The sequence below is a fragment of the Acidovorax sp. Root267 genome, from assembly GCF_001429215.1.
Taxonomy (GTDB): Bacteria; Pseudomonadota; Gammaproteobacteria; order Burkholderiales; family Burkholderiaceae_C; genus Acidovorax; species Acidovorax radicis.
The window spans coordinates 1-23,527 of record NZ_LMJC01000006.1; the positions used below are offsets into that span (position 1 = coordinate 1).

Below are 23,527 nucleotides of genomic sequence, written 5' to 3' on the forward strand. Positions count from 1 at the left end.
GTCGATGTCACCGGGCTTGCGGCCGGCCAGGGGGCAGGGCACGCCCTCGAACAGGCGCACGGGGCGCAGGTTGATGTACTGGTCGAACTCGCGGCGGAACTTGAGCAGCGAGCCCCACAGGGAGATGTGGTCCGGCACGGTGGCAGGCCAGCCGACAGCGCCAAAGAAGATGGCGTCCATGCCCGAGAGCTGCGCTTTCCAGTCGTCGGGCATCATCTGGCCGTGGGAGGCGTAGTAGTCGCAGCTGGCCCATTCGAAGGTGTGGCATTCGAGTTCGAAGCCAAAGCGTGCTGCGGCGGCTTGCACCACGCGCAGGCCTTCGGGCATCACTTCCTTGCCTATGCCGTCTCCGNGGTGTGGCATTCGAGTTCGAAGCCAAAGCGTGCTGCGGCGGCTTGCACCACGCGCAGGCCTTCGGGCATCACTTCCTTGCCTATGCCGTCTCCGGCAATGACTGCAATGCGGAACGCGGGGATCATGGATTTTTCCTTCTTCGTTCTCAATGAAGCATTCAGGCGGCCACAGCCAGGGTGGGTGCCACCACAGGGCGCGGCACGTCGCGCTCTTCCAGCCAGCCCTGGCGCAGCTCAGGCACCGAGGCGGCCAGCAGCTCGTAATACGGATGGTGGGGGCCCCGGTCAAAGTCGGCACGCGCCACCTGGTCCAGCTTGCGGCCGTGCTGCATGACGATGATCTCGTCGCACACCGACCGCACGGTGTGCAGATCGTGGCTGATGAAGAGGTACGACACGCCCAGTTCGCGCCGCAGGTCGGCCATCAGGTCGAGCACGGCCGCGCCCACCACGGTGTCCAGCGCCGACGTCACCTCGTCGCACAGGATCAGGTCGGGCTCGGCCGCCAGGGCACGCGCCAGGTTCACCCGCTGCTTTTGCCCGCCCGACAAGCCGCCAGGCAGGCGTTGTGCCACCGAGTGCGGCAGGCGCACCAGGTCCAGCAGCTCGTGGATGCGGCGCTGGAGTGCAGGTCCTTGCAGCCCCTTGTAGAACTGCAGCGGACGCGCCAGGATGCGTTCAATGGTCTGCGACGGGTTTAGCGCCGTGTCCGCCATCTGGAAGACGATCTGGACCTGCCGCAGCTCTTCCTTGCTGCGCTGGCGCAGGTCAGGCAGCAGCTCACGCCCGTTGAACAGCATGCTGCCCTTGCACGGAGCAATCAGCCCGGCGATGGCACGGGCCAGAGTGGTCTTGCCCGAGCCGGATTCGCCAATCACTCCAACGGCCTGGCCCCGGTAGAGCTTGAAGTTGATGTCCTCCAGGATCAGCGTGGCGGGCTGCCCCTTGGAGTCCACAGTGCCGTAACCGGCGGAAAGCTCGCGCACCTCCAGCAGCAGCTCGCCCTCGCCCTTGCAGTGCTCGGCGGCACGGGGTGCCGGACGGGCGGCCGCCAGCAGGCTCTGGGTGTATTCGTGCGCGGGTTCGGACAGGATGCGTGCCGTGGTGTTGACCTCTTGCGCCTTGCCGCCGCGCAGCACCAGGATGTGGTCGGCCATCTGCGCCACCACGGCCAGGTCATGGCTCACGTACACCGCCGTGGCGCGGCGCTCGCGCACCACGCGGCGAAAGGCGCGCAGCACTTCGATCTGCGTGGTCACGTCGAGCGCCGTGGTGGGCTCGTCCAGAACCACCACCTCGGGGTCGGTGATGAGCGCCATGGCCGCCATGAGCCGCTGCAGCTGCCCGCCCGAGACCTGGTGCGGGTAGCGCTGGCCGATGGTGTCGGGGTCGGGCAGCGCCAGTTCACGAAACAGTTGCACCGCCTTGGCCTCAGCCTCGGCGCGGGACAGGGTGCCATGGATGCGCGCAGGCTCCACCACCTGGTCCATGACGGTGCGCGAGGGGTTGAACGAGGCCGCCGCGCTTTGCGCGATGTACGACACGGTGCGGCCGCGCAAGGCCCGTTGCCCCGCAGCCGAAAGCTTCAGCACATCGGTGTCACCAATGCGCACGCTGCCGCCCGAAATGGCACAGCCGCGCCGGGCATAGCCCATCAAGGCCAGGGCCGTGGTGGTCTTGCCCGAGCCCGACTCGCCAATCAGCGCCAGCACCTCGCCGGGTTGAATGACAAAGCTCAGGTGATCGACCAGAGTCTGATCCCCCGCCGTGATGTGCAGACCTTCTACGATGACCGAAGCACCCATCTATAGCTCCTTATTAACGTTCACGGGCGGCACGGCCCGGCAGGTTGTCGATCACCAGATTGACCGCAATCGTGAGGCTGGCAATGGCCATGGCCGGTGCGATCACCGACGCACTGCCCTCGGGCAAGGCGCCGATGTTTTCGCGCACCAGCGAGCCCCAGTCGGCCTCGGGGGGCTGGATGCCCAGGCCCAGAAAACTCAGGCTGGCCAGCAGCAGCACCACGTACACAAAGCGCAGGCCCAGGTCGGCCAGCATGGGCCCCAGGATGTTGGGCAGGATCTCGCGCAGCATGATGTAGAGCGTGCCCTCACCCCGCGTGCGGGCCACGGTCACATAGTCCAGGGCATTGATGTTCACGGCCAGCGAACGGGCAATGCGAAAAGCGCCAGGCACGTAGATGAGCGCAGCGGTGAACACCAACATGCCAATCGATGACCCAAACCCCGCCACCAGCACCAGCGCAAACATCTTGCTCGGGATGGAAGTCAGGGTATCGAGCAATCGGCTCAGGACAGCATCAAGCACCGTGCCGCTGGCCGCCGCCAGCAGGGCCAGCACCGTGCCCGTGCCGCTCGCGATGAGGGTGGCCACCAAGGCCACGCCCACCGTGTAGCGGGCCCCCTGCACCACGCGCACGAGCATGTCGCGCCCCAGATAGTCGGTGCCCAGCCAGTGCATGCCATCCATGGGCGCATAGACGACCGAGGCCTGCAGGTTGACCAGGTGGGCGGGCAGCAGCGCAGGGCCCGCCAGCGCTGCGAACAGCCAGAACACCAGAATGGCCAGCCCCACCAGGCCGGAGAAACCAAAACCGGCAAACCAGTGCAGCACCCCGCCCCGCAGCGGCGCATGCACCGGCGCGGGGGCGCCAGAAGAAGGAGGAAGCGTATCCATCAGAAAAGTCCCCAGTCGTTGAGCATCAGCGGTGGCGCAGACGCGGGTTGGCCACAATGCCGCACACATCGGCCAACGTGACCAGCAGCAGGTAGCCGGTGCAGAAAATCATGGCGCAGGTCTGCACCAGCGGCATGTCGCGCTGGGTGACACCATCCACCATCAGCTTGGCGATTCCGGGGTAGTTAAAGATGGTCTCGATCACGATCACACCACCCAGCAGGTACGACAGCGACAGCGCCACCGCATTCGCAATGGGGCCCACCGCGTTGGGCAGCGCATGCGCCAGCACCATCCGCAGGGGCGAAGCACCCTTGAGGCGCACCATCTCGATATAGGGGGCTTCGAGCTGGTCGATAACCGCCGCACGCGTCATGCGCATCATCTGCGCCACGATCACGCAGCACAGGCTGAGCACTGGCATGGCAAAGGCGCGCAGCATCTGCCCCACCGATTCGATGTCGCTCACATACGAAAGCGCGGGCAGCCAGCGCAGCTGCACCGCAAACACCAGCACCGCCAGCGTGGCCACCAGAAACTCGGGCACCGACACCACCGCCACCGACAGGCTCGACGCTATGCGGTCCAACCACGAACCCCGCCAGACTGCGGACGAGATACCGAACAACAGGGCGATGGGCACGGAAAACAGCGCGGTCACCGCAGCCAGCAGCAGCGAATTGGGCAACCGGCTGCCCACCAGGTCGGCCACGGGCATCTGTGTGGTCACGGACTGCCCCAGGTCACCGCGCACCGCACCCCAGAGCCACTTGAGGTAGCGCTCGGGGGCGGGCACATCGAGCCCCATCTGCGCACGCAACGCAGCCAGGGCCTCTGGGGTCGCTTCCTGGCCAAGCTGCTCTTGCGCGGCGTCGCCCGGCAAGACGGCAGTGATCGAGAACACGATCACCGACACCGCCAGCAGCGACAACAGCGCAATGAGCAGGCGCTTGGCCAGCAGCGAGAAAATCACGCGGTTCATGCAAAACCTTCCGTTGCAGATTGCCAGCCCGGCGCGTCAAGCATCGAGCCAGACGTGCTCGGCGAAAGCGTAGCCCATCAGGCCGCCCAGCGGAATGGGTGCGAGCCCCTTGAGCTTGGAGCTGTGCCCGTCAATGCTGGCCAGGAACAGCGGGATGCCGATACCGGCTTCGGTGTGGATCATGGTCTGCATGTCGGCATACATCTGCTTGCGTTTGGTCAGGTCCGTTTCGGCGCGGGAAGCGAGCAGCAACTGGTCGAACTGAGCGCTCTTCCAGCGCGACTCGTTCCAGGCGGCGTCCGACTTGAAGAACTGCGTGAGGATGGTGTCGGCACTGGGACGGGGGTTGACGTTGCCAAAGCCGACGGGGCTGTTCAGCCAATGGTTGGACCAGTAGCCATCGGCGGGCATGCGCTTGACATCGATGTCGAGCCCGATTCGCTGCCCGGCTTGTTGCAGCAGCAGCGCAATCTCCACCGAGTACATCGCGGCGGGCGAAGTCACCATGGGCACCTTGCCCGTCACGCCAGACTTTTGCAGATGGAACTTCGCCTTGTCCAGGTCGAAGGGGCGCTGCGGCAGGTCCTTGAAGTAGAAACGGTTGGTGGGGTCGATGGGCTGGTCGTTGCCCAGCACTGCGTAGTCGAGCGCAATGGTCTTCTTCATCTGCTCGCGGTCGAACAGGAACTTCATGGCCTGCGCAAAATCAGGGTTCATGCCGGGGCCCATATCCTTGCGCATGATGAGGTCGGAATACTGGCCCGACTGCGTGGTGAAGATGCCAAAACCGGGTGTGCCCTTGACACGCGCCACCGAGCGCGGATTGACCGATGCCACGAGGTCCATGCCCCCCGAAAGCAACGCATTCACGCGGGCCGTTTCGTCGCCAATGCCCACGAACTCGATTTCATCCAGGTACGGTTTGCCAGGCTTCCAGTAGGCATCGTTGCGCACCACCAGCGAGCGCACGCCCGGTTTGAACTCCTTGAGCTTGTAGGGCCCCGTGCCAATGCCAGCATTGAAGTCGGTGGTGCCCTCCTTGACGATGTGGAAGTGGAAGGTACCCAGGATCACCGGCAGGTCGGAGTTGGGGGCCGACAGCACGACAGTCACTTCGTTGGGGCCGCTGGCGCGCACGGCCTCGATCTGGTCGGCCAGCACCTTGGCCTTGGATGCGGTGGCCGGGTCCTTGTGGCGCAGGATGGAGAACACCACGTCGGCGGGCGACAAGGCCTTGCCATCGTGGAAGACCACGCCCTTGCGCAGGGTGAACACCCAGGTCTTGGCATCCAGCGTGTTGAAAGATTCGGCCAGCGCGGGCTGGGGCGTGAGCGAACCATCCAGCGCGGTCAGGCCGTTGTAGAGCATGTTGCCGCGCGAGTAGTCGGTCTGGTTGGACTGCTTGGCCGGGTCCAGCGTGTCGGTGGCAGCGGCCGTGGCGCCCGCCACGCGAATGCGCCCACCGCGCCGGGGCGTCTGGGCATGGGCCGATGTGGCCAACCCGGCCATGCTGCCAGCCACCGTGGCCTGCATGCCACAAGCGGTCAGCATGGCCAGCACGTCACGCCGGGTAGCCCCCCGCTTGAGCGAGTCCATCACGCGAAGGCTCTCGCTGGGACCGACAAGTTTCTGGAACTGTTTGTGGCTATCGCTCATGGTCATGCTCCTGGTTGAAAAAAAGGGAGGGGGTCGTGGGATCGTTGTCGTCAAAAAATCAAACGGATGTGGGCTCTTTCGGTCGTCTCGCCGTCAAGCCAACCGGTCTTTGAGCCGGAAATACAGGCCCACCGCGGGCAGGAACCAGGGGGGCCCGAAGTGGCCGGGAATGGCAGGCCAGTCGCGGCCCTTCCAGGGGTTGGCCCTGGCATCACCCGCCATCACGTCGGCCATGCACTGACCCATGTGGACGGACATCTGCGTTCCATGGCCGCTGTAGCCCATGGAATAAAACAGGCCATCGCGTTCACCCGCATGTGGCAGGCGGTCCTGGGTCATGTCCACCAGGCCGCCCCAGCAGTAGTCCAGCCGCACCTTGCCCAACTGAGGGAACGTGGCAGCCAGGCCTGCACGCAGGACCTCGCCACTGGCGGCATCGGACTGCGGGCTGGAGATGGCAAACCGTGCACGACCGCCAAATACCAGGCGGTGGTCGGCCGTGAGGCGAAAGTAATGGTGGATGTTCGCAATGGTGGTGTAGGTGCGGCGCTCTGCCAACAAGGCGCTGGCACGGTCGGCACCCAGAGGCTCGGTCACCACGATGAAGCTGCCAATCGGCACGATGCGCCGCCGCAGCCAGCCAAAGCTGCCGTAGCCGCCGTGGCGGGATGCACCTGTGGCCAACAGCACCTGGTTGGCCCGCACCACCCCACGGTCGGTGTGCAGGCGGTGCACCTGCCCCTGCACACGTTCCACGCGGTTCACCCGCGTACCGGTGTAGACCTGCGCCCCATGGCGCTGTGCGGCCTGGGCCAGGCCCTGGGCAAAGCGCCCCATGTGCATCTGCGCGCTGCGCTTGTACAGCAGCCCGCCCATGAAGCGCTCACTCTGCACTTCGGCCTGCACGTGTGCGGCATCGAGCACCTGCACGTCGGTGTCCACACCGTCGGCCACCAGGCGCTCGGCGCTGCGGTGCAGTGCGTCCATCTGGTAGGCCTTGGTGGCCAGCTTGAGCTTGCCGTGGCGCAGAAAGTCGCAGTCAATGCCTTCCTCGCGCACCAGGCGGTCCACGGTATCCACCGCGTCGTCGTAGGCGTGGTACCAGGCGCGGGCCTGGTCGACACCCACCCTGGCGGCCACATCGGCGTAGTCCACCGCCAGGCCATTGTTGACATGGCCGCCATTTCGGCCTGAGGCCTCGGGGGCCACCGTGGCGCCGGCTTCCAGCACCACCACACGGGCACCACGCCGGGCCAGCGCCAGGGCCGCAGACAGCCCCGTGAAGCCGCCACCCACAATGGCCACATCGACCTGCGCAGGCAGCGCCGGGGCCGCCGCGCCAGGCAAAGCGGGCAGCGAGTCGTTCCAGTAGGAGTCGAGCTTCATGGTGTGCCGTGGGTTCGTGGTTTCGCGCCAGGGATCAAAGGCCCACAACACCGGGCAGGCCGCCGATGTCCTGGATCTCGGTGTAGCCGTAGGCTGGGTTGCCGGGGCCGTGGCCACGGTTCACAAACACCTTGTTCTTGATGCCGATGTCGTCGGCCGACATGAGGTCGTAGCGCAGGCTGGAGGACACATGCAGCACGTCCTCGGGGTTGCATCCGAGCGAATCGAGCATGTATTCAAAAGCCTTGAGGCGGGGCTTGTAGGCCTGGGCCTGCTGCGCGGTGTACACACGGTGAAACGGTGCGCCCAGCATGGCCACGTTCTTCTGGATCTGCGCGTCCGCTGCGTTGGAGAGGATGACCAGCGGGATCTCCTTGGCCACCTTGGCCAAACCGGCGGGCACATCGGCATGCGGGTCCCAGGTGGGAACGGCGTCGTAGTATTTTTGGCCGTCGGCGTCGAAGTATTGAATCTTCCATTTCTTGCACAGGCGGCGCACGGCGTTCTTGAGCACCACCTCGTAGGGCTGCCAGTCGCCCAGCACTTCATCAAACCGGTAGGCCGTGAAGTCGGCAATGAACTGCTCCATGCGCTCGGCCGGGATGCGGTCGGCAAACAGCTCGCGCGTCATCTCGCCCATGCGAAAGCGGGTGAGCGTGCCGTAGCAGTCAAAGGTCACGTACTTGGGGCGGAAAGTCATGGTCTCGAATCCTTGTTGGAACGGTCACCGACCGTGGCGGGTCGCATCGTTTAATCACCGTTTGCGACAGAGTTATTACAAATTCATTGGAGCACGCAAGCGCGCAGAACATGTTGGGAAATGGGGGGCGTCCACGCGAGAAAGTTGCGCATTGCGTGGGGGCCTGCGGCATGCCGTGCGGTGTGCACTGCATGCGTGCACCTCCGCACCATTAGTGCGCCGCAGCAAAGTCGATCAGCACACTTTTGAAGCGCAGATTGGCTTCCACCGCCTGGCGCCCCAGGTCCTTGCCAATGCCCGACTGGTGGTACCCGCCCGTCGGAATCACAAAATCCGCGCTGCGGCCATAGCGGTTGATCCACACCGTGCCTGTCGAGAGGCTGCGCATGGCACGCAGGGCACGGCCGAGGTCTGCGGTGTGTACACCCGCTGCCAGACCATAGTGCTCGTGCGCGGCCAGCGACAGGCCCTCCTCTTCGGTGTCAAAGGTCTGCACGGTCAGCACGGGGCCGAAGATTTCCTCCTGCACCGCGGGGTTGGTGGCCGTCACGCCTTCCACCAAGGTGGGCTGAAAATACGCTCCACCGGGACCGCCGTCAAACAGCCCCCCGCCGCAGCGCAGTTGTGCACCCGCATCCCGCGCGCGCTCCACGATGTCCAGAATCCGTGCGGCCTGCGGCGCGGAGATGATGGGCGGCAAGGTGGCCTGCGCATCCCAGGTCGCGCCGGGCCGCAGCGCCGAAAAGCGCTGCGCAATGCGATCAACCAGCGCCTCTGCGATGCCACGCTGCACGATCAGGCGCGAGCCAGCCACACATACCTGACCCGCATTTCCCGTGATAGCCCCCGCCACCATGCCCGCCAGGCGGTCTACATCGGGCGCATCGTCAAACACCAGCTGCGGGCTTTTGCCACCCAGCTCCAAGGTCACAGGCTTGGGGCCCTGCAGGGCACAACTGGCCATGATGGCGGCCCCCGTGCGGGTGGAGCCCGTGAACGTCATCTTGGCGATCAGCGGGTGGCGCGTGAGGGCGTCACCAGTGGTGCGGCCATCGCCCTGCACGATGTTGAAGATGCCAGCGGGCACCCCGGCCTCGATGGCCAGCTCCGCCAGGCGGATGACGGAATACGGCGTCATTTCCGAGGGCTTGAGCACCACGGCGTTGCCTGCTGCCAGGGCCGCGCCCACCTTCCACGACACCATGACCAGGGGGAAATTCCACGGGGTAATGGCACCCACCACGCCATAGGGCTCAGCCACCACCATGCCCAGGTGGTCGTGGCGCGTGGCTGCCACTTCGCCCCCCAGCTTATCCGCGTATTCCGAAAAGAACCGCAGCCCCTCGGCCGTGAACGGCACATCCCACGCCATGGCATCGCGCACAGGACGGGTGGAGCACACGGCCTCCAGCGTGGCCAGATGCTCCCCATTGGCCTCGATCAGGTCGGCCCATCGCCGCATCACCCGGGCCCGCTCGCGCGGGGCACGCCGCGCCCAGTCACTGCTGCGCCAAGCCTGCCAGGCGTTCTGCACAGCGGCATCCACGGTGCTGGCGTCGGCCAGTGGCAGGCCGGCGTGCTCTTGCCCGTCCGAAGGGCGCAGCACGCTCAGGCGCGCGGTGTCGGGCACCACACGGCCACCGATGAAGTGGCCGCTGGTGACGGCAATGGAGCGGGGATCAAATAACTGCATACAGGCACCGAAGAGGAAGATGAGCAAACTTGGAGGCGAAAAACCCGCCGCCAGGCGCGTGAACGCACTGGCGAAAACTGTCATTGATGCTAGGCAGTAAGCCCCAGCATTTGTGGCCGTAAGAGCCTCTTGCGCCGCAGCGAATTGCAAAAGCCACGGGCCACACAGGCAAAGCTTGCAAGTTGCTGGCAAACCCTTATTCGCACTGGTGTGCAGGCGCGTTGTCGTCCAAGATAGACAGCAATTTCAATGACACAAGGTTGCTGTTCATGCGCTTGAAGTCCCCTTTCCCGGCCCTCGAAAACGCCACGGCGACCGACGACGGCGTGCTGCTGCGCCCCATGACCGAAGCCGATCTCCCCCACACCCAGGCGCTGTCGGCAGAACTGCGCTGGCCCCATCGCCCGATCGACTGGGAGCAGGTGTTTGCGCATGCCGAAGGCCTGGTGGCCGAGCGCGACGGGCAGATCATCGCCACAGCCCAGCGCTGGCGCTGGGGCGAGCGGCACGCCACGATGGGCCTGGTCATCGTGACGCCCGCGTGCCAGGGGCGCCGCATCGGCCACCGGCTGATGACGGCCCTGCTCGATGGCCTGGACGATTGCACGGTGCTGCTGCACGCCACGGCCGAGGGCCGGGGCCTGTATGAACGGCTGGGCTTTGTGCGCATTGGGGAAGTCCGCCAGCACCAGGGCGTGGCGCAACCCACGCCGCTGATCGGGCTGCCTGCCGGTTGGCGCCTGCGCCCAGCAGGCCTGAACGAGGCGCATGCCCTGCACCAGCTGGACGCCGAGGCCCGTGGCATGCCGCGTCCCGCCCTCATCGACGACCTGCTGGCGCAGGCAGACGCCTGCGTGGTGCTGGACCACGATGGCACCCAGAAAGGTTTTGCGATGCTGCGCCGCTTTGGTCGCGGGCACGCGATCGGCCCCGTGGTGGCCCCCGATGCCGACAGCGCCAAAGCCCTCATCGCCCACCTGGCGGGCATGAACGCCGGGCACTTCACCCGCATCGACATTGACTTTGACTCCGGCCTGGCCGAATGGCTGGAGAGCATTGGACTGCTGCGTGTAGACGCGCCCACCACCATGGTGCGTGGCACGCCCCTGCAGCACCCGGAAGGTGCCTCCCGGCTCTTTGCCATCGTGACCCAGGCCGTGGGCTGACCGCTCCCGGGCCACATTCCGCCCGCCACACGGCCAGGCCACCTACGCTCCACTCCTTTTTCGCGCATGAGCTCCACAGCCCCCCTCCCTCCGGCCACCTTTCTCTACAAGTCTGACCCGGTGCGTGGTCAGCAGTGGGCGGATGTCTTTCGCGAACGCGCCCCAGAGATCGACTTTCGCATCTGGCCCGACATTGGCGACCCGGCCAAAGTCCGGTTTCTGGCAGCTTGGGAACCGCCCGAGCAACTGGCAGAACGCTTCCCCCACCTGGAGGTGCTGTTCTCTTCAGGCGCAGGAGTGGACCAGTTCAATTTCAATGCACTGCCCACCCACTTGCCCGTTGTGCGCATGGTGGAGCCGGGCATCGTCCAGGGCATGGTCGAGTACGTGACCCGTGCGGTGCTGGACCTGCACCGCGACATGCCCCAGTACCGCCGCCAGCAGCAGCGCGGCGAATGGCGCCCGCTGCCCGTGCGCCCCGCCAGCCAGCGCCGCGTGGGCGTGCTGGGCCTGGGCTCGCTGGGCCAGGCGGTGCTGCAGCAACTCCAGGGCATGGGCTTTGCCTGCGCGGGCTGGAGCCGCTCGCGCCACCACCTCGAGGGCATTGGCTGCTATGCAGGCAATGACGAGCTGCCAGAATTTCTGGAAAAGCTCGACATCCTGGTGTGCCTGCTGCCGCTGACCGATTCGACCCGGGGATTCCTGAACGCCGACCTGTTCAGCCGCCTGCCTCCAGGCACATCGCTCGTGCATGTGGGGCGCGGCCCGCAGCTTGTCACCTCCGACCTGCTGGCCGCCCTGGCCACGGGCCAACTGGCCGAGGCAGTGCTTGACGTGACCGACCCGGAACCCTTGCCCGCGTCGCACCCGATGTGGCTCCACCCCCACGTGCAGATCACCCCACACATCGCCAGCATGACGCAACCGCTGAGTGCAGCCGCGGTGGTCATCGACAACCTGCACCGCTTTCACGCAGGCACGCCCATGACAGGGCTGGTGGACCGCACGCGGGGCTACTGAAAAGGGGGCCACCACACTGCGCATGCAGCAGCTCCGTGCACCACGGCGGTAACCACCAAACGATGTGCTGTACAGCCCCCAACAACCGCAGCGTGCTGTGCGCAAGGCCCCCAAAGCAGCACCACGTTGCCCGGCAATCCCCCTAACCTTGGTCCCATGAACAGGTGCAGCGGCACCTGTGGCCTCCGCCCTTTTTGTCCCTTGCACTTTGCCACCAACGGATACCGCCATGACCCACTCCGAAGCCCTTCCCCAGATTGCCGCGCTGGACGCGCTGGACCGTGCCCACCTCATTCACCCCGTGGCCCCCTGGCGCACGCATGAAGAACGCGGCCCCAACATCCTCACCGCCGCGCAGGGTATCTGGCTGACCGACGGCAAGGGCCACCAGCTGCTCGATGCCTTCGCGGGCCTGTGGTGCGTGAACGTGGGCTATGGACAAGAGAGTGTGGTGCAGGCCGCAGCCGAGCAAATGCGCAAGCTGCCCTACGCCACGGGCTACTTCCACTTCAGCAGCGAACCCGCCATTCGCCTGGCCGACAAGCTGGTGCAGATTTCTCCCGCATCGCTGCAGCACGTGTACCTCACGCTGGGAGGCTCGGAAGCGGTGGACGCTGCGGTGCGCTTTATCGTGCAGTACTACAACGCCATTGGCAAACCCGCCAAGAAGCACTTCATCGCGCTGGAGCGTGGCTACCACGGCTCATCGTCCACCGGCGCAGGCCTCACGGCGCTGCCCGTGTTCCATCGCGGGTTTGACCTTCCGCTGCCCACGCAGCACTACATTCCCTCGCCCAACCCCTACCGCGCCGCCAACCCGGCCGATGGCCAGGCCATCATCGATGCGTCGGTCGCGGCCCTGAAGGCCAAGGTAGCCGAGCTGGGCGCCGAGAACGTGGCGGCCTTCTTCTGCGAGCCCATCCAGGGCTCGGGCGGCGTCATCGTGCCGCCCAAGGGCTGGCTCAAGGCCATGCGTGATGCCACCCGCGCGCTCGACATCCTGTTCGTGGTGGACGAGGTCATCACCGGCTTTGGCCGCACTGGCCCCATGTTTGCGTGCGACGCCGAAGGTGTGGACCCCGACCTGATGACCGTGGCCAAGGGCCTGACCTCCGGCTACGTGCCCATGGGCGCGACGCTGATGAGCGACAAGGTCTATGCCGCCATTGCCGATGGTGCCCCCAAGGGCACGCCCATCGGCCACGGCGCCACCTACTCGGCGCACCCCGTGAGCGCGGCGGTGGCGCTGGAGGTGCTGCGCCTGTATGAAGAAGGGGGCGTGCTGGCCAACGGACAGCGCGTGGCCCGCGCCTTTGGCCAGGGGCTCGACGACCTGCTGACCCATCCGCTGGTGGGCGACTCGCGCCACCGGGGCCTCCTGGGTGCGCTGGAGCTAGTCAGCAACAAGACCACCAAGGCTGGTTTTGACCCCGCACTGGACCTGCCCGGCCGCATGGCAGCCACCAGCTATCGCAACGGTATCGTGTTCCGTGCGTTTGGCGACAACATCCTGGGCTTTGCCCCGGCCCTGACGTTCACCGAAGCGGACTTTGGCCTGATGTTCGAGCGCCTCAAGAAGACGCTGGACGACATGCTGGCCGCACCCGACGTGCGTGCCGCATTGAAGGACTGACCCCGCGCCAATTGGCAGGTGTAAACCACATCGCAACAGCCCCCTGCGCAGCCGCAGAATGGAAGCATTTTCTTCTTCACGCCCCCGCACACCATGATGAACGAAGCCTTCAAGATCGACCGCCTGGATTTGCGCATCCTGGCGCAGCTGCAAAAGAACGGGCGAATGACCAATGTGGACCTGGCCGACGCAGTCGGCCTGTCGCCCAGCCCCTGCCTCATCCGCGTCAAGCGGCTGGAGCAGGCGGGCTACATCGCAGGCTACGGCGCACACCTGCGGCTGGAAAAACTGGGCGACACGCTCACCGTGTTCACCGAGGTGACCCTGTCCGACCACCGCCGCGAGGACTTTGCCCGCTTCGAAGCCGCGCTGCGCGAGGTGGACGAGGTGCTCGAATGCCATCTGGTGAGCGGCGGCTACGACTACCTGCTGCGTTTTCTGACCCGTGGCGTGAACCACTACCAGGAAGTGATCGAAGACCTGCTGGAGCGCAACCTGGGCATCTCCAAGTACTTCAGCTACATCGTCATCAAGTCGCCCTTCATCAAAACGCACTGCCCCATCGAACGCCTGTTTCCGCACCAGCGCTGATGCACTGATTCGTGAATGCACGGATGACCTGAAGCCCTGATCCAGCGCTGCCCCACTGGCACACCTACCCATGTCTGCACCCGCCCACACCCCACCACCGCGCTTTGTGCGGCTGGCCGAGGCCGACCGGCCCGCCATCCCCCTCGCCATTGACGGCCAGCCCTGCACCGCTCTCGAGGGCGACACCCTGCTGGTCGCCCTGATGTGCAATGGCCGCCGTGCCCGCGACAGCGAGTTTGGCGACGGCCCGCGCGCAGGCTTTTGCCTGATGGGCGCTTGCCAGGACTGCTGGGTGTGGACCCCGGGCGGCGAGCGACTGCGCGCCTGCTCCACGCCCGCCACGGCAGGCATGGCCGTGCTGACGCGCCACCCGGCGCTGCACTGGCCCATGACCCAGGACTTGCGGGAATCCCTGGCCCGCCACGGCCAGCCTGTGTCCACCGGGAACACCCCATGACAGCCCCCCGCATCGTCATCGTAGGCACCGGCCCCGCCGGCGTGCGCGCCGCCCAGGCCGTGGTCGAAGCCGGCCTGCGCCCCACCGTGGTGGACGAAAGCCGCCGCGACGGCGGCCAGATCTACCGCCGCCAGCCCGATGGCTTCAAGCGCCCGTACAGCAAACTCTATGGCACCGAGGCCGACAAGGCCCAGGCCCTGCACAGCAGCTTTGATGCCCTGCGCCCCCACATCGACTACCGGCCCGACACCCTGGCCTGGAACCACACGGCAGGCGAGCTGCATGTGGTGAGCAACGGCGAGCCCGCCACGCTGGCGTATGACGCGCTGCTCATCTGCTCCGGCGCCACCGACCGGCTCATGCCCGTGCCCGGCTGGCACCGCGCGGGCTGCTACAGCCTGGGTGCATCGCAAATTGCGCTCAAGGCACAGGCCTGCGCCATTGGCTCACAGGTCGTCTTCATGGGCAGCGGACCGCTGCTGTATCTGGTGGCCTCGCAGTACCTGCAGGCTGGCGCCAAAGTGGCCGCCGTGCTCGACACCGCACCAGCACGCAAGCCCTGGAAAGCCCTCATCGGCCTGTTGGCCCGGCCCACTCTGGCGCTGCGCGGGCTGGGTTTGATCCGCAGCCTGCGCACTGCAGGTGTGCCCGTGCTGCAAGGAGCAACCCCCGTGCGGATCGACGGCGACGACGCCCTGGGCGTACAGGCCGTCACGGTGCGCACCGCCCAGGGTCAGCCACGGCGCTTTGAATGCGATGCCGTGGGCCTGGGCTGGCACCTGCGGCCCGAGACCCAACTGGCCGACCTGGCGCAGTGCGAATTCGCGTTTGAACCCCTCAGCCGCCAGTGGCTGCCCCGCATTGACGAAGATGGCCGCAGCACCACCAAAGGCGTGTACCTGGCGGGAGACGGCACGCGCATCCTGGGCGCCGATGGGGCCGAGGCTGCTGGCCGCCTGGCTGCACTGGCCGCATTGAGCGACGTAGGCCATGCTGCAGGCCAGGCCGCCTTCCGCGCTCAGGCCCCAGGCTTGCGCGGCACGCTGACCACCATGGACCGCTTCCGCCAAGGGCTGATCCACGCCTTTCCGTGGCCGCACCAGCAAGCGGCGGCTCTGCCCGATGACGCCATCGTCTGCCGCTGTGAAGCCGTCACGGCGGGCGAGCTGCGCCGCTGTGTGACCGAATTGGACAGCCAGGAAGTCAACCGCGCGAAGGCCTTCAGCCGCGTGGGCATGGGCCGCTGCCAAGGGCGCTTCTGCGGCCATGCGGCAGCCGAGGTCATCGCTCACACCTGCCGCATTCCCATTGAACAGGTAGGCCGCCTGCGCTCGCAAGCCCCCGTCAAACCCCTGATGATGAACACCCGCGAGGTGCAGCCATGAACAGCGCGTACACCCCTCAGAACACTCAGGAGAGCGACGTGCTGGTGCTGGGAGGCGGCCTCATGGGCACCACCACCGCCTTCTTCCTGCGTCAGCATGGCAAGTCCGTCACGCTGCTGGAGCGCGAGCTGGTGGGCCGGCAGGCCAGCGGCACCAACTTTGGCAACGTGCGCCGCCAGGGCCGCGAGCTGCACCAGCTGCCCCTGGCCAACCGCGCCCGCGCCGTGTGGGGCCGCCTCCGCGAGCTGCTGGGAGAAGACGCCGAGTTTGTGCCCTATGGCCACCTGCGCGTGTGCTACACCGAAAAGCAGGCCGCCATCATCGAAAAGCACACGCACGACGTGAGGCCCTACGGCCTGCACCTGGAGATGGTCACCGCCGAGCAACTGCGCACGCGCTGGGGCATCTTTGCGCCGGGCGTGGTGGCGGGCTCTTACTCGCCCGAAGACGGCCACGCCAACCCGCGCCTGGCGGGCCCCGCTTTTGCCCGCGCCGCCCGCCGCGCCGGGGCGAACATCGTGGAGCATGCCGAGGTAGTGAAGGTGGAACACGATGGCCACGGCTTTACCGCCCACACCGCCGACGGCCGCCGCTACCGCGCAGCGCAAATGCTGGTGGCCTGTGGCGCCTGGTCTAACCGCATGGCCGAGCAGTTTGGCGAAGGCGTCTACCTGGAACCACGCGGCCCCCAGATGGGCGTGACCGAACCTCTGCCCTACGCCATCGGCCCGTCCATCGGCCTGTCGTCACCCATCGAGCACGAAGGCCTGTACTTCCGCCAGATTTCGCGCGGCAACATCGTGTTTGGCGGCGGACTCAAAGGCCCGGCCTATGCCGACCGCATCCGCGCCTACGCCAGGCCGGACAACATCCTGCGCCAGCTGCGCGAACTGCGCCGCTTTGTGCCGGCTTTCGAGCAGGTGCAACTCATCCGCGTGTGGAGCGGCATCGAGGGTTACACCCCCGACTGGCAACCCATCATGGGCCCTAGCTCCAAAGTGCCCGGGCTGCACTACGCGTTCGGCTTCAATGGCGAAGGCTTTGCCATCAGCCCCGGCGTGGGCGAGACCATGGCGGAGTTGATGGCGACGGGGTACACGGAGATTCCGCTCTCGCCGTACTCGATTGGCCGCGCCGGGGCGCAGAGGACAGAGGCCGTGAAAGCAGCTTGAAATTGACGTGGGGGTAGCTCAGCCCCAGCCGTTGCTTCACACCCCGTCCCGCCCATCACTCAGGCCTTGAGCAGCGCAACGCGTGCCTCGTCCAGCACCTCGACAAGTTCTGCAGCAACGAACCCTGCATTTTCACTATCGCACGGTTGGACGTTCTGAAGCACCAGCGCCAACCGATACGCCCGCTCGAGCAGGGCGGCAGCCGCCTGCAAATTCGCAACGGGGCTCATGCCCGCCTCATCCGGCCTGCACGAGGTTGGCCACCCCGAGTGCAGTAAAGACCAAGAACAGCGTTTTCTGGAAAGCCGGCCCCGCGAGCCGGCCCCGCAACACCTCGCCGAATGTCAAACCAGCAAACGCCCCCATCAATGCGCCGCACAGTGCGACCCCCATCGACACCGACCACCATTCGGCCTGCGTTGACGCATGCAACCGCGCCCCCAACGCCAAGGTCGCCACGGTGAATGAAAGACCCAGGGCCTGCACCATTTCGTCCTTCTGCAGACGCAGAGATTGCAGGTAGGGAACCCAGGGCACCACGAAGACGGAGGTTTGCGAAGTGACGAACCCCGTTGCAGCCCCCACCACTGCGCCGGCCCAGCGCCCCCATCCCGAAAGGTCCGGCAAGGTGGGCCGCCACAGGCCCCACAACCCATAACAGACCAGCACGGCGCCCAGCCAACGGCCGGCAGAGCCACCGGCCCCTCCCGCGCCGAGGCCAGGCGTGAAGGCCGTGACCGCCACGATCGCGGCCCATCCCGGCCACAGGCGCCGGGCAAGTGGCCACAGGTGCGGCCCCCGACACTGCGCGATGTTGGTCGCCAGTGATGGAAGCACCAGCAGCGCCGTCGCCTGCGCTGGCGCCATCCACAGCCCCAGCAGACTCACGGCCACCGTCGGCAGTCCCATTCCGGTAATGCCTTTCACACCGCCCGCCAGGGCGAACACCAAGACCACGAGCAGCACCTGATTGGTTTCCATGGCGGCATGGTGTCGGCCGCACGGTGCCTTGTCCATTCAGTAGATCACCGCCTATCCTTCGGCTTTTCAAGAGGAAGACGACGACCATGGTTACCGCCGCCCGCCGCACCACCGACTACCGCGTGGATCCTTTCGACCTGCACCTCTTCTCGGCAGTGGTGGAGCACGGCACCATCACCTCGGCCGCCGAAGCGGTGAATTTGTCACTCGCAGCGGCCAGTGCACGCCTCAAGGCACTGGAGGCGGCCACTGGAGCCCGTCTGCTGGACCGTTCGAAAGCCGGTGCGGTGCCCACCGACGCAGGCCGGGCCTTTGCACGCCACGCCAGCCGGGTGCTGGCGGAGCTGGAGTCCCTGCACGTCGAGATGGCGAGCTTTGGCAACGGCTTGCGCGGCACCGTGCGCCTGCTTTGCAATACCGCAGCGATGTCGGAGGCCCTGCCACGCGTACTCGGGCATTTCCTGGTCAGCAACCCCGAGCTGGATGTCGATGTGCAAGAGCTTTCCAGCGATGCCGCGCTGGATGCGCTGCGCCGTGGAACGGCAGACCTCGGCATCCTGGCGGACTATGTAGACACATCGGGGCTTGTTGTGCAGCCCTGGAAGGACGACCGCCTTGTGGCACTCCTGCCCCGGCGCGGGCCCTGGGGCTCGCAGCGTTCCCTAGCTTTTGGCGAGCTGCTGCAGCATCCGCTGGTGGGCCTGTCCCGCGACAGCGGGCTCAGCCGCTTCCTCGCATCCCAGGCAAGCCGCAGTGGCCGTGTCCCGCGCCACCGCGTAAGGCTTGGCGGCTTTGATGCCATTGCACACATGGTGGCAGCCGGTGTGGGTGCAGCGGTGGTTCCGGAGAGCGCAGCGTCGCGCTTCAGCGATCCAAAGAAAACCCGAATTGTTGCGCTGTCTGACACGTGGGCCCGAAGGAAACTGCTCATCTGCATGACACCGCAGGGCGCCGAGCTCACAGGTGTCAGTGCGCTCGCCGAAGCACTTGCGAGTTCTTGACCCGGATCTCTGCGAGCCAGAAGACGATGTGCATGACGAAAGAAAAACAAGGTTCCAGTGGTGACCAAAAATGCATTTCAAGTGCTCTGCAATATCCAATCACCGCGGTCATTTGCGCCATACTCGAATCCGCTTAGCGAAAGCTCGTACGGATACTGCGGCAATCATTTCGGGTTCATGGACCGGGCCGATTTGATCGAACGGCGCAGGGGACCATAGAGCTTGCTTTTTTCGTCCCTCCGCCAGGCCACACAACACCCACCCTGTCCACATGAAAGCCATGGAACACACCATCAAACACCAGGAGCACGACGCCAAAGGAGCCTTCTATCTGGAGAAGGACAGTCAGCGCCTTGCCGAGATGACTTATAGCCGCACCAACGCAACGATGGTCATCGTGGACCACACCGAGGTGGACCCTTCGCTCAGCGGACAGGGCGTGGGGCGCGCGTTGCTGGGCGCACTGGTCCAGTGGGCCCGGACGACGGGCACGAAGGTGGTTCCGCTGTGCCCGTTTGCCAAAGCACAGTTTGATAAGGACGGGTCTATTCGGGACGTACTGGTCTGAGACGGCAGATGCTATTGAATGAATAGCTTTTGACGCTTTACAGATAAGCGCTGGAGGCCAATGTATTCATATTTTTTAGTGCTGCTTGCTACATGAAAGACAGGGCTCGATTACGCAGTTTGTGGAAAGGATCTGCTCAGGGCCCAACGCAGTCGGTCACAGGTTCTGGCGAGCGGTCATCCGGCGCGCGCAAAAAATGAACGACCAGCCCCAAGACGGAGCTGGGGAAATTGACGCGTCCTCAACCGTCTTGACGAGTGAGAAGCTTGGCCCCGCCGTGGTGCCTAGCCATCAACCGGCATTGCCGGAGATGCCAATAGCAGTTGATAAAAGGCGGCGTCCAACCACTTCCCAAACTTGAACCCGACCTCTTTGAATGTACCGGCATGGGTAAAGCCAAGCCCCTGATGCAGCGCGATGCTGCCTTTGTTGCTTGCGTCGATGCAGCCAACCAATGCGTGCACCATGTCGCTCGCACGCGCACGGTCTATCAACTCAACCATCAGCGTCTTGCCAAGGCCCCGTCCTCTGTGCTCATGGTGCACATACACGCTATGTTCCACCGTGTACTTGTACGCGGGGAAAGCGCGGAAAGTTCCCCAACTTGCAAAGCCGACCAGTTGCCCCGTTGAGTCGATTGCACCGACAACAGGAAAGGCTTTCGCACGCTTTGTCGCGAACCAGGTGCTCATTGCCTCCGGTTGGCGCGGCACGTAGTCGTAGAGTGCGGTGGAGTTGACGATCGCCTCATTCAGGATTTCTAGAATCGCGCCCGCGTGTTCTTCTTCTGAGCAGTCAATCAGCCTCAGGCTTTGGTCCGTGATGGTCATGTCGTTGTCCTTGCTTGTATCAGTAGGATTGGCGCTGGATCACAGATCGCAACGATGTACTCAGCGGCCCGCGTTGTTGGGTTTGCGTAAACGAGCGGTCGATCAAGGCGCATGGCGAGACAGTCTCCGCTTCTGAGGGAAAACAGCTGGTCGCCCAACGTGACCTCGATCTTCCCTTGCATGACCCAAACCTGTTGCTCCTGCGCGGGTTTTCTCGCGCCCGACTCGTAAGTCACTCTGGCACCAGCGGGTAAGTGCACTTCTACGATTTGGATAGGAGTGGGCCAGTTTGGTGGGGTCAAGGCCCGGCGCATGTAGCCAGATTCCGGGTCCTTCCAGATCATTTGATCAGAACGGCGCGAGAGAGGTTCTAACTCGGCAGCAGCGTCATCTGGACCAAAAAGGGCCGCCATCGATACACCGAGTCCAGCGGCCAATTTTTCAAGAGTGGCTGCAGTGGGACTTGCCTCGCCGCGCTCAATCAGCGAAATCATCGATTTGCTGACCCCACATTGCGAGGTCAATGCATCCAACGATGCGCCTCGCAGTGCACGTAGTTCACGTACCCGGCTAGCTATCCGCAAATTAATGTCCGGCTGCTTGGCACTTCCGTTTGGTGATTTTGTGTTCTTCATGCTGGACAAAGTATCCAACATATTGGATTTCATCGTCAAGAGCTTGTGGTGATGAGCGGCACCTCCTGGCCAGGTACAGCCGTTCGATCGAAAAAACGGCACTCTCACCTGCCCATCCACCCCTCGACCTCTCCCATCAAATGCCCCCGAAACACCTCCGCAATCGGTGACAGCTGTTTGCCCTTGGGCCAAACCAGGTGCCATTGCGACTGAATGGGGAAACCCGACACGTTGAGCACGGCCAGCCCTTCATGGTGGGGGCCAAGGCTGTGGCGGGAGACGATGGAGACGCCCAGCTGGCCTTCCACCGATTCCTTGATAGCCTCGTTGCTGCCCAGCTCCAGCACGGCGTTGGGGGTAAAGCGAAGCTGGCGCAGGTGCGCGTCCGTGGCCATGCGGGTGCCGGAGCCTTTTTCGCGCAGGATGAAGCGCTCTTCCTGCAATTGCTCCAGCCGGATACGCTTTTTTACGGCCAGCTTGTGGCCTGCAGGGGCAATGACGACCAGGGGGTTGGGCATGAGGATCTGGTCCTCCAATGGCAAGTCGGCGGGCGGCATGGACATGACGTAGAGGTCGTCCTGGTTGGCGCGCAGGCGCGTGATGACGTGGTCGCGGTTGAGCACTTCGAGCGAGATGTCGATCTGCGGATGCAGCTTGCAGAAGCTGCCCAGCAGGCGGGGCACAAAGTACTTTGCGGTGCTGACCACTGCGACCTTGAGGCGCCCGCTGGTGAGGCCCTTGGCGCCTGAAACCCGCTGCTCAAATGCATCCCACTCGCCCGCAATGGCGCGCGCGGTGCGGGCCAGGGCATGGCCCGCCTCGGTGAGGTGCACGCGGCGCGAGATGACTTCGTACAGCGGCAGGCCCACGGCCTGGGTCACTTCGCGCAGCTGCATGGAGGCGGTGGGCTGGGTGACATGCATGACCCGGGCGGCGGCGCTGACGCTGCCGGTTTCGGCCAGTGCCAGAAAAAGGCGCAGCTGGCGAAAGGTGATGTTCATAGATTTTTATCTATAGATAAGCACAATCAAATCGATTTTACTTTGCACCCAGCCCTGCATAGCATTGCTGCCCAAGGAGTTGAATGATGCAAAGCTTGCTGGACCCGGCGATCCTGTTTTTTGCCCTGGGCGTATTTGCGGGCCTGGTGCGGTCGAACCTGGAGATGCCCGCAGCCATCTCGAAGTTCTTGTCCATCTACCTGCTGATGGCGCTAGGTCTCAAGGGCGGGTTTGCGCTGGCAGCTTCTGGATTCACGCCCAGCGTGGCCAGCAGCCTGGGGCTGGCGGTGCTGCTGGCCGTGGTCGTGCCGCTGATGGGCTTTGTGTTGTTGCGGCGGGTGCTGTCGGGTTTCAACGCGGCGGCGGTGGCGGCCACGTATGGGTCAGTCAGCGCAGTGACGTTTGTGACGGCCACGCAGTACCTGGAGTCGCAACACATTGCCTACGGTGGCTACATGGCGGCGGCGATGGCGCTGATGGAGTCGCCCGCCATCATCCTGGCGGTGCTGCAGGCCAATGCAATGCGGCAAAAGCAGACGGTAGCCGCTAGCGCTCCGCAGGTGGTAGCAATGGCGGCTGCGGGTGCAGCCGCATTGGGCTGCCACAGCCCTGCCAAGGTGGGCCCCAGCCTGTCGGTGGGCAAGATCCTGCACGAGTCGTTTACGGATGGCACGCAGTTGTTGCTGCTGGGCGCGATGGTGATCGGCCTGCTGACGGGCGACGCGGGCAAGGTGGCCATGCAGCCGTTTTCGGGCGACCTGTTCAAGGGCATGCTGTGCCTTTTCTTGCTGGACATGGGTCTGTCGACCGCGCGGAACCTGCCTTCGGTGCGGCAACAGTCGCCTTGGCTGCTGGCGTATGCGGTGCTGGCCCCCATCACGCATGCGGCGCTGGCCCTGGGGCTGGCGTGGCTGGCAAATGTGCCCGCAGGTGACGCAGTGCTGCTGATGGTGCTGGCGGCCAGCGCGTCGTATATCGCCGTGCCTGCGGTGGTGCGCTATGCCATCCCGGAGGCGGACCCGTCGCTGTATGTGAGCCTGTCGCTGGGGGTGACGTTTCCGCTCAACATCGTGCTGGGCATTCCGCTGTACACGCAGATGGTGCAGCGGCTGTGGGTGGGGTAGCGCAGGCTTTGTGGTGCCACGCTCATTTAATATTATTTTTATATCAATTAACGCTTTACCAATAAGCGCTGGAAGCCAATTTCCTTGAATTTCGATACCCCGTAGGTAGCCTACTGCGCCACGATGAAGAACACCTTGCGCAGGGTTTGGGTGATGTGCCATTCGCCCGTGGTGTGGGCGGGGAAGAACAGCGTGTCGCCCGCCTGGATGTGCTGCGGCTCGCCGCCGGTGGGGGTGAAGGTGCAGGCACCGCTGACGATGTGCATGACTTCGGCGTTGGGCAACTGGCGTTCGAACCGGCCAGGGGTGCATTCCCAGATGCCGGTTTGGTGGGCGCCCACACCGGGCAGGTCGATGTCGAGGCCGCTGAAGGCGCACGGTGGCTGGGTGATGGGGCGTGCAGGGCCACCCTGCGTTTGCAGGCCGTTGACGGTGGCGGTGTTTTGAAGAATGGTGATGCTCATGGCGGGTGTCTGAAAAAACTGAGGCTGGC

Annotated in this window: 24 protein-coding genes; 10 read left to right on the forward strand and 14 right to left on the reverse strand. The window is 64.9% G+C overall.

The annotated features are described in order from the left end of the window. The 8 genes from ASE39_RS07455 to ASE39_RS07490 form a co-directional block, all read right to left on the reverse strand. A partial coding sequence (locus tag ASE39_RS07455) for an isocitrate/isopropylmalate family dehydrogenase (protein WP_242421380.1) occupies positions 1-352 on the reverse strand: 352 nt, incomplete at both ends. 159 nt (positions 353-511) lie between these two features. Further along, a complete protein-coding gene (locus ASE39_RS07460) occupies positions 512-2,158 on the reverse strand; it encodes an ABC transporter ATP-binding protein (RefSeq protein ID WP_057270714.1) in 1,647 nt (548 codons plus the stop codon). A gap of 13 nt (positions 2,159-2,171) precedes the next feature. Beyond that, the gene (locus ASE39_RS07465; RefSeq protein WP_057270715.1) at positions 2,172-3,053 is read right to left on the reverse strand and encodes an ABC transporter permease; all 882 of its coding nucleotides are present in this window, start codon (positions 3,051-3,053) and stop codon (positions 2,172-2,174) included. A 25-nt stretch (positions 3,054-3,078) separates the two neighbouring features. Beyond that, positions 3,079-4,035: an ABC transporter permease gene (locus ASE39_RS07470; protein ID WP_010460169.1), complete on the reverse strand. Its 957-nt coding sequence runs from the start codon at positions 4,033-4,035 to the stop codon at positions 3,079-3,081. 36 nt (positions 4,036-4,071) lie between these two features. Next, positions 4,072-5,691: an ABC transporter substrate-binding protein gene (locus ASE39_RS07475; protein ID WP_057270787.1), complete on the reverse strand. Its 1,620-nt coding sequence runs from the start codon at positions 5,689-5,691 to the stop codon at positions 4,072-4,074. A 93-nt stretch (positions 5,692-5,784) separates the two neighbouring features. After that, positions 5,785-7,077 carry an FAD-binding oxidoreductase gene (locus ASE39_RS07480; protein ID WP_057270716.1) on the reverse strand — a complete coding sequence of 431 codons (1,293 nt, stop codon included), beginning with the start codon at positions 7,075-7,077 and terminating at the stop codon, positions 5,785-5,787. Positions 7,078-7,111: 34 nt separating this feature from the next. After that, complete coding sequence (locus ASE39_RS07485; protein WP_010460163.1) at positions 7,112-7,777, reverse strand: haloacid dehalogenase type II; 666 nt, start codon at positions 7,775-7,777, stop codon at positions 7,112-7,114. 211 nt (positions 7,778-7,988) lie between these two features. Continuing rightward, complete coding sequence (locus tag ASE39_RS07490; RefSeq protein WP_057270788.1) at positions 7,989-9,470, reverse strand: aldehyde dehydrogenase family protein; 1,482 nt, start codon at positions 9,468-9,470, stop codon at positions 7,989-7,991. A 269-nt stretch (positions 9,471-9,739) separates the two neighbouring features. Here ASE39_RS07490 and ASE39_RS07495 point away from each other — a divergent pair, with 269 nt between their 5' ends. From ASE39_RS07495 to ASE39_RS07525, 7 genes are all read left to right on the forward strand, one after another. After that, on the forward strand, positions 9,740-10,636 hold the full coding sequence (locus ASE39_RS07495; protein ID WP_035197303.1) for a GNAT family N-acetyltransferase: 897 nt from the start codon (positions 9,740-9,742) through the stop codon (positions 10,634-10,636). Between the two features lie 66 nt (positions 10,637-10,702). Continuing rightward, positions 10,703-11,656, forward strand: coding sequence for a glyoxylate/hydroxypyruvate reductase A (locus ASE39_RS07500; RefSeq protein ID WP_057270717.1), 954 nt, complete (start codon positions 10,703-10,705; stop codon positions 11,654-11,656). Positions 11,657-11,885: 229 nt separating this feature from the next. Further along, positions 11,886-13,289, forward strand: coding sequence for an aspartate aminotransferase family protein (locus tag ASE39_RS07505; protein WP_057270718.1), 1,404 nt, complete (start codon positions 11,886-11,888; stop codon positions 13,287-13,289). A gap of 96 nt (positions 13,290-13,385) precedes the next feature. Further along, positions 13,386-13,880 (forward strand): Lrp/AsnC family transcriptional regulator, encoded by a 495-nt coding sequence (locus ASE39_RS07510; RefSeq protein WP_010460153.1) that lies wholly within the window; start codon positions 13,386-13,388, stop codon positions 13,878-13,880. Between the two features lie 70 nt (positions 13,881-13,950). Beyond that, the gene (locus ASE39_RS07515) at positions 13,951-14,337 is read left to right on the forward strand and encodes a (2Fe-2S)-binding protein (protein ID WP_057270719.1); all 387 of its coding nucleotides are present in this window, start codon (positions 13,951-13,953) and stop codon (positions 14,335-14,337) included. After that, positions 14,334-15,722, forward strand: coding sequence for an FAD/NAD(P)-binding oxidoreductase (locus ASE39_RS07520; RefSeq protein ID WP_057270720.1), 1,389 nt, complete (start codon positions 14,334-14,336; stop codon positions 15,720-15,722). The genes ASE39_RS07515 and ASE39_RS07520 overlap by 4 nt, the downstream gene beginning before the upstream one ends. Further along, positions 15,719-16,894 (forward strand): FAD-binding oxidoreductase, encoded by a 1,176-nt coding sequence (locus tag ASE39_RS07525; RefSeq protein WP_057270721.1) that lies wholly within the window; start codon positions 15,719-15,721, stop codon positions 16,892-16,894. The genes ASE39_RS07520 and ASE39_RS07525 overlap by 4 nt, the downstream gene beginning before the upstream one ends. A 59-nt stretch (positions 16,895-16,953) precedes the next feature. On the opposite strand, the gene ASE39_RS26750 is transcribed toward ASE39_RS07525, so the two are convergent. Both ASE39_RS26750 and ASE39_RS07530 read right to left on the reverse strand, forming a co-directional pair. Continuing rightward, entirely contained in the window at positions 16,954-17,124 is a 171-nt protein-coding gene (locus tag ASE39_RS26750; protein WP_010460146.1) for a hypothetical protein, read from the reverse strand. Between the two features lie 7 nt (positions 17,125-17,131). Then, positions 17,132-17,875, reverse strand: a complete 744-nt coding sequence (locus ASE39_RS07530) for a sulfite exporter TauE/SafE family protein (protein WP_082615361.1) — start codon at positions 17,873-17,875, stop codon at positions 17,132-17,134. An 86-nt stretch (positions 17,876-17,961) separates the two neighbouring features. On the opposite strand from ASE39_RS07530, the gene ASE39_RS07535 reads away from it, so the two are divergent. Both ASE39_RS07535 and ASE39_RS07540 read left to right on the forward strand, forming a co-directional pair. Beyond that, positions 17,962-18,876, forward strand: a complete 915-nt coding sequence (locus ASE39_RS07535; RefSeq protein ID WP_057270723.1) for a LysR family transcriptional regulator — start codon at positions 17,962-17,964, stop codon at positions 18,874-18,876. A gap of 271 nt (positions 18,877-19,147) precedes the next feature. Further along, positions 19,148-19,444 (forward strand): GNAT family N-acetyltransferase, encoded by a 297-nt coding sequence (locus ASE39_RS07540; protein WP_348981573.1) that lies wholly within the window; start codon positions 19,148-19,150, stop codon positions 19,442-19,444. A 284-nt stretch (positions 19,445-19,728) separates the two neighbouring features. Here the strand turns inward: ASE39_RS07540 and ASE39_RS07545 are convergent, their stop codons facing one another. The 3 genes from ASE39_RS07545 to ASE39_RS07555 form a co-directional block, all read right to left on the reverse strand. Next, positions 19,729-20,274, reverse strand: coding sequence for a GNAT family N-acetyltransferase (locus ASE39_RS07545; protein WP_057222978.1), 546 nt, complete (start codon positions 20,272-20,274; stop codon positions 19,729-19,731). Continuing rightward, the gene (locus tag ASE39_RS07550) at positions 20,271-20,909 is read right to left on the reverse strand and encodes an XRE family transcriptional regulator (protein ID WP_057270790.1); all 639 of its coding nucleotides are present in this window, start codon (positions 20,907-20,909) and stop codon (positions 20,271-20,273) included. The genes ASE39_RS07545 and ASE39_RS07550 overlap by 4 nt, the downstream gene beginning before the upstream one ends. A 104-nt stretch (positions 20,910-21,013) precedes the next feature. Further along, on the reverse strand, positions 21,014-21,910 hold the full coding sequence (locus tag ASE39_RS07555) for a LysR family transcriptional regulator (protein ID WP_057270724.1): 897 nt from the start codon (positions 21,908-21,910) through the stop codon (positions 21,014-21,016). Positions 21,911-21,996: 86 nt separating this feature from the next. Between ASE39_RS07555 and ASE39_RS07560 the strand changes: the two genes are divergently transcribed. Beyond that, positions 21,997-23,034 carry a sodium-dependent bicarbonate transport family permease gene (locus tag ASE39_RS07560; protein WP_057270791.1) on the forward strand — a complete coding sequence of 346 codons (1,038 nt, stop codon included), beginning with the start codon at positions 21,997-21,999 and terminating at the stop codon, positions 23,032-23,034. Between the two features lie 110 nt (positions 23,035-23,144). On the opposite strand, the gene ASE39_RS07565 is transcribed toward ASE39_RS07560, so the two are convergent. Continuing rightward, entirely contained in the window at positions 23,145-23,498 is a 354-nt protein-coding gene (locus ASE39_RS07565) for a cupin domain-containing protein (RefSeq protein ID WP_010460134.1), read from the reverse strand. Between the last annotated feature and the right edge of the window lie 29 nt (positions 23,499-23,527).

Excerpts from the sequence above, each read along its gene's own strand:
- ASE39_RS26750 (WP_010460146.1), bottom strand. The coding sequence starts at position 17,124 with ATGAGCCCCGTTGCGAATTTGCAGGCGGCTGCCGCCCTGCTCGAGCGG.
- ASE39_RS07500 (WP_057270717.1), top strand. The coding sequence starts at position 10,703 with ATGAGCTCCACAGCCCCCCTCCCTCCGGCCACCTTTCTCTACAAGTCT.
- ASE39_RS07465 (WP_057270715.1), bottom strand. The coding sequence starts at position 3,053 with ATGGATACGCTTCCTCCTTCTTCTGGCGCCCCCGCGCCGGTGCATGCG.
- ASE39_RS07560 (WP_057270791.1), top strand. The coding sequence starts at position 21,997 with ATGCAAAGCTTGCTGGACCCGGCGATCCTGTTTTTTGCCCTGGGCGTA.
- ASE39_RS07550 (WP_057270790.1), bottom strand. The coding sequence starts at position 20,909 with ATGAAGAACACAAAATCACCAAACGGAAGTGCCAAGCAGCCGGACATT.
- ASE39_RS07475 (WP_057270787.1), bottom strand. The coding sequence starts at position 5,691 with ATGAGCGATAGCCACAAACAGTTCCAGAAACTTGTCGGTCCCAGCGAG.
- ASE39_RS07540 (WP_348981573.1), top strand. The coding sequence starts at position 19,148 with ATGAAAGCCATGGAACACACCATCAAACACCAGGAGCACGACGCCAAA.
- ASE39_RS07505 (WP_057270718.1), top strand. The coding sequence starts at position 11,886 with ATGACCCACTCCGAAGCCCTTCCCCAGATTGCCGCGCTGGACGCGCTG.
- ASE39_RS07485 (WP_010460163.1), bottom strand. The coding sequence starts at position 7,777 with ATGACTTTCCGCCCCAAGTACGTGACCTTTGACTGCTACGGCACGCTC.
- ASE39_RS07470 (WP_010460169.1), bottom strand. The coding sequence starts at position 4,035 with ATGAACCGCGTGATTTTCTCGCTGCTGGCCAAGCGCCTGCTCATTGCG.
- ASE39_RS07480 (WP_057270716.1), bottom strand. The coding sequence starts at position 7,077 with ATGAAGCTCGACTCCTACTGGAACGACTCGCTGCCCGCTTTGCCTGGC.
- ASE39_RS07565 (WP_010460134.1), bottom strand. The coding sequence starts at position 23,498 with ATGAGCATCACCATTCTTCAAAACACCGCCACCGTCAACGGCCTGCAA.
- ASE39_RS07525 (WP_057270721.1), top strand. The coding sequence starts at position 15,719 with ATGAACAGCGCGTACACCCCTCAGAACACTCAGGAGAGCGACGTGCTG.
- ASE39_RS07515 (WP_057270719.1), top strand. The coding sequence starts at position 13,951 with ATGTCTGCACCCGCCCACACCCCACCACCGCGCTTTGTGCGGCTGGCC.
- ASE39_RS07510 (WP_010460153.1), top strand. The coding sequence starts at position 13,386 with ATGAACGAAGCCTTCAAGATCGACCGCCTGGATTTGCGCATCCTGGCG.
- ASE39_RS07545 (WP_057222978.1), bottom strand. The coding sequence starts at position 20,274 with ATGACCATCACGGACCAAAGCCTGAGGCTGATTGACTGCTCAGAAGAA.
- ASE39_RS07555 (WP_057270724.1), bottom strand. The coding sequence starts at position 21,910 with ATGAACATCACCTTTCGCCAGCTGCGCCTTTTTCTGGCACTGGCCGAA.
- ASE39_RS07535 (WP_057270723.1), top strand. The coding sequence starts at position 17,962 with ATGGTTACCGCCGCCCGCCGCACCACCGACTACCGCGTGGATCCTTTC.
- ASE39_RS07495 (WP_035197303.1), top strand. The coding sequence starts at position 9,740 with ATGCGCTTGAAGTCCCCTTTCCCGGCCCTCGAAAACGCCACGGCGACC.
- ASE39_RS07530 (WP_082615361.1), bottom strand. The coding sequence starts at position 17,875 with ATGGAAACCAATCAGGTGCTGCTCGTGGTCTTGGTGTTCGCCCTGGCG.
- ASE39_RS07460 (WP_057270714.1), bottom strand. The coding sequence starts at position 2,158 with ATGGGTGCTTCGGTCATCGTAGAAGGTCTGCACATCACGGCGGGGGAT.
- ASE39_RS07520 (WP_057270720.1), top strand. The coding sequence starts at position 14,334 with ATGACAGCCCCCCGCATCGTCATCGTAGGCACCGGCCCCGCCGGCGTG.
- ASE39_RS07490 (WP_057270788.1), bottom strand. The coding sequence starts at position 9,470 with ATGCAGTTATTTGATCCCCGCTCCATTGCCGTCACCAGCGGCCACTTC.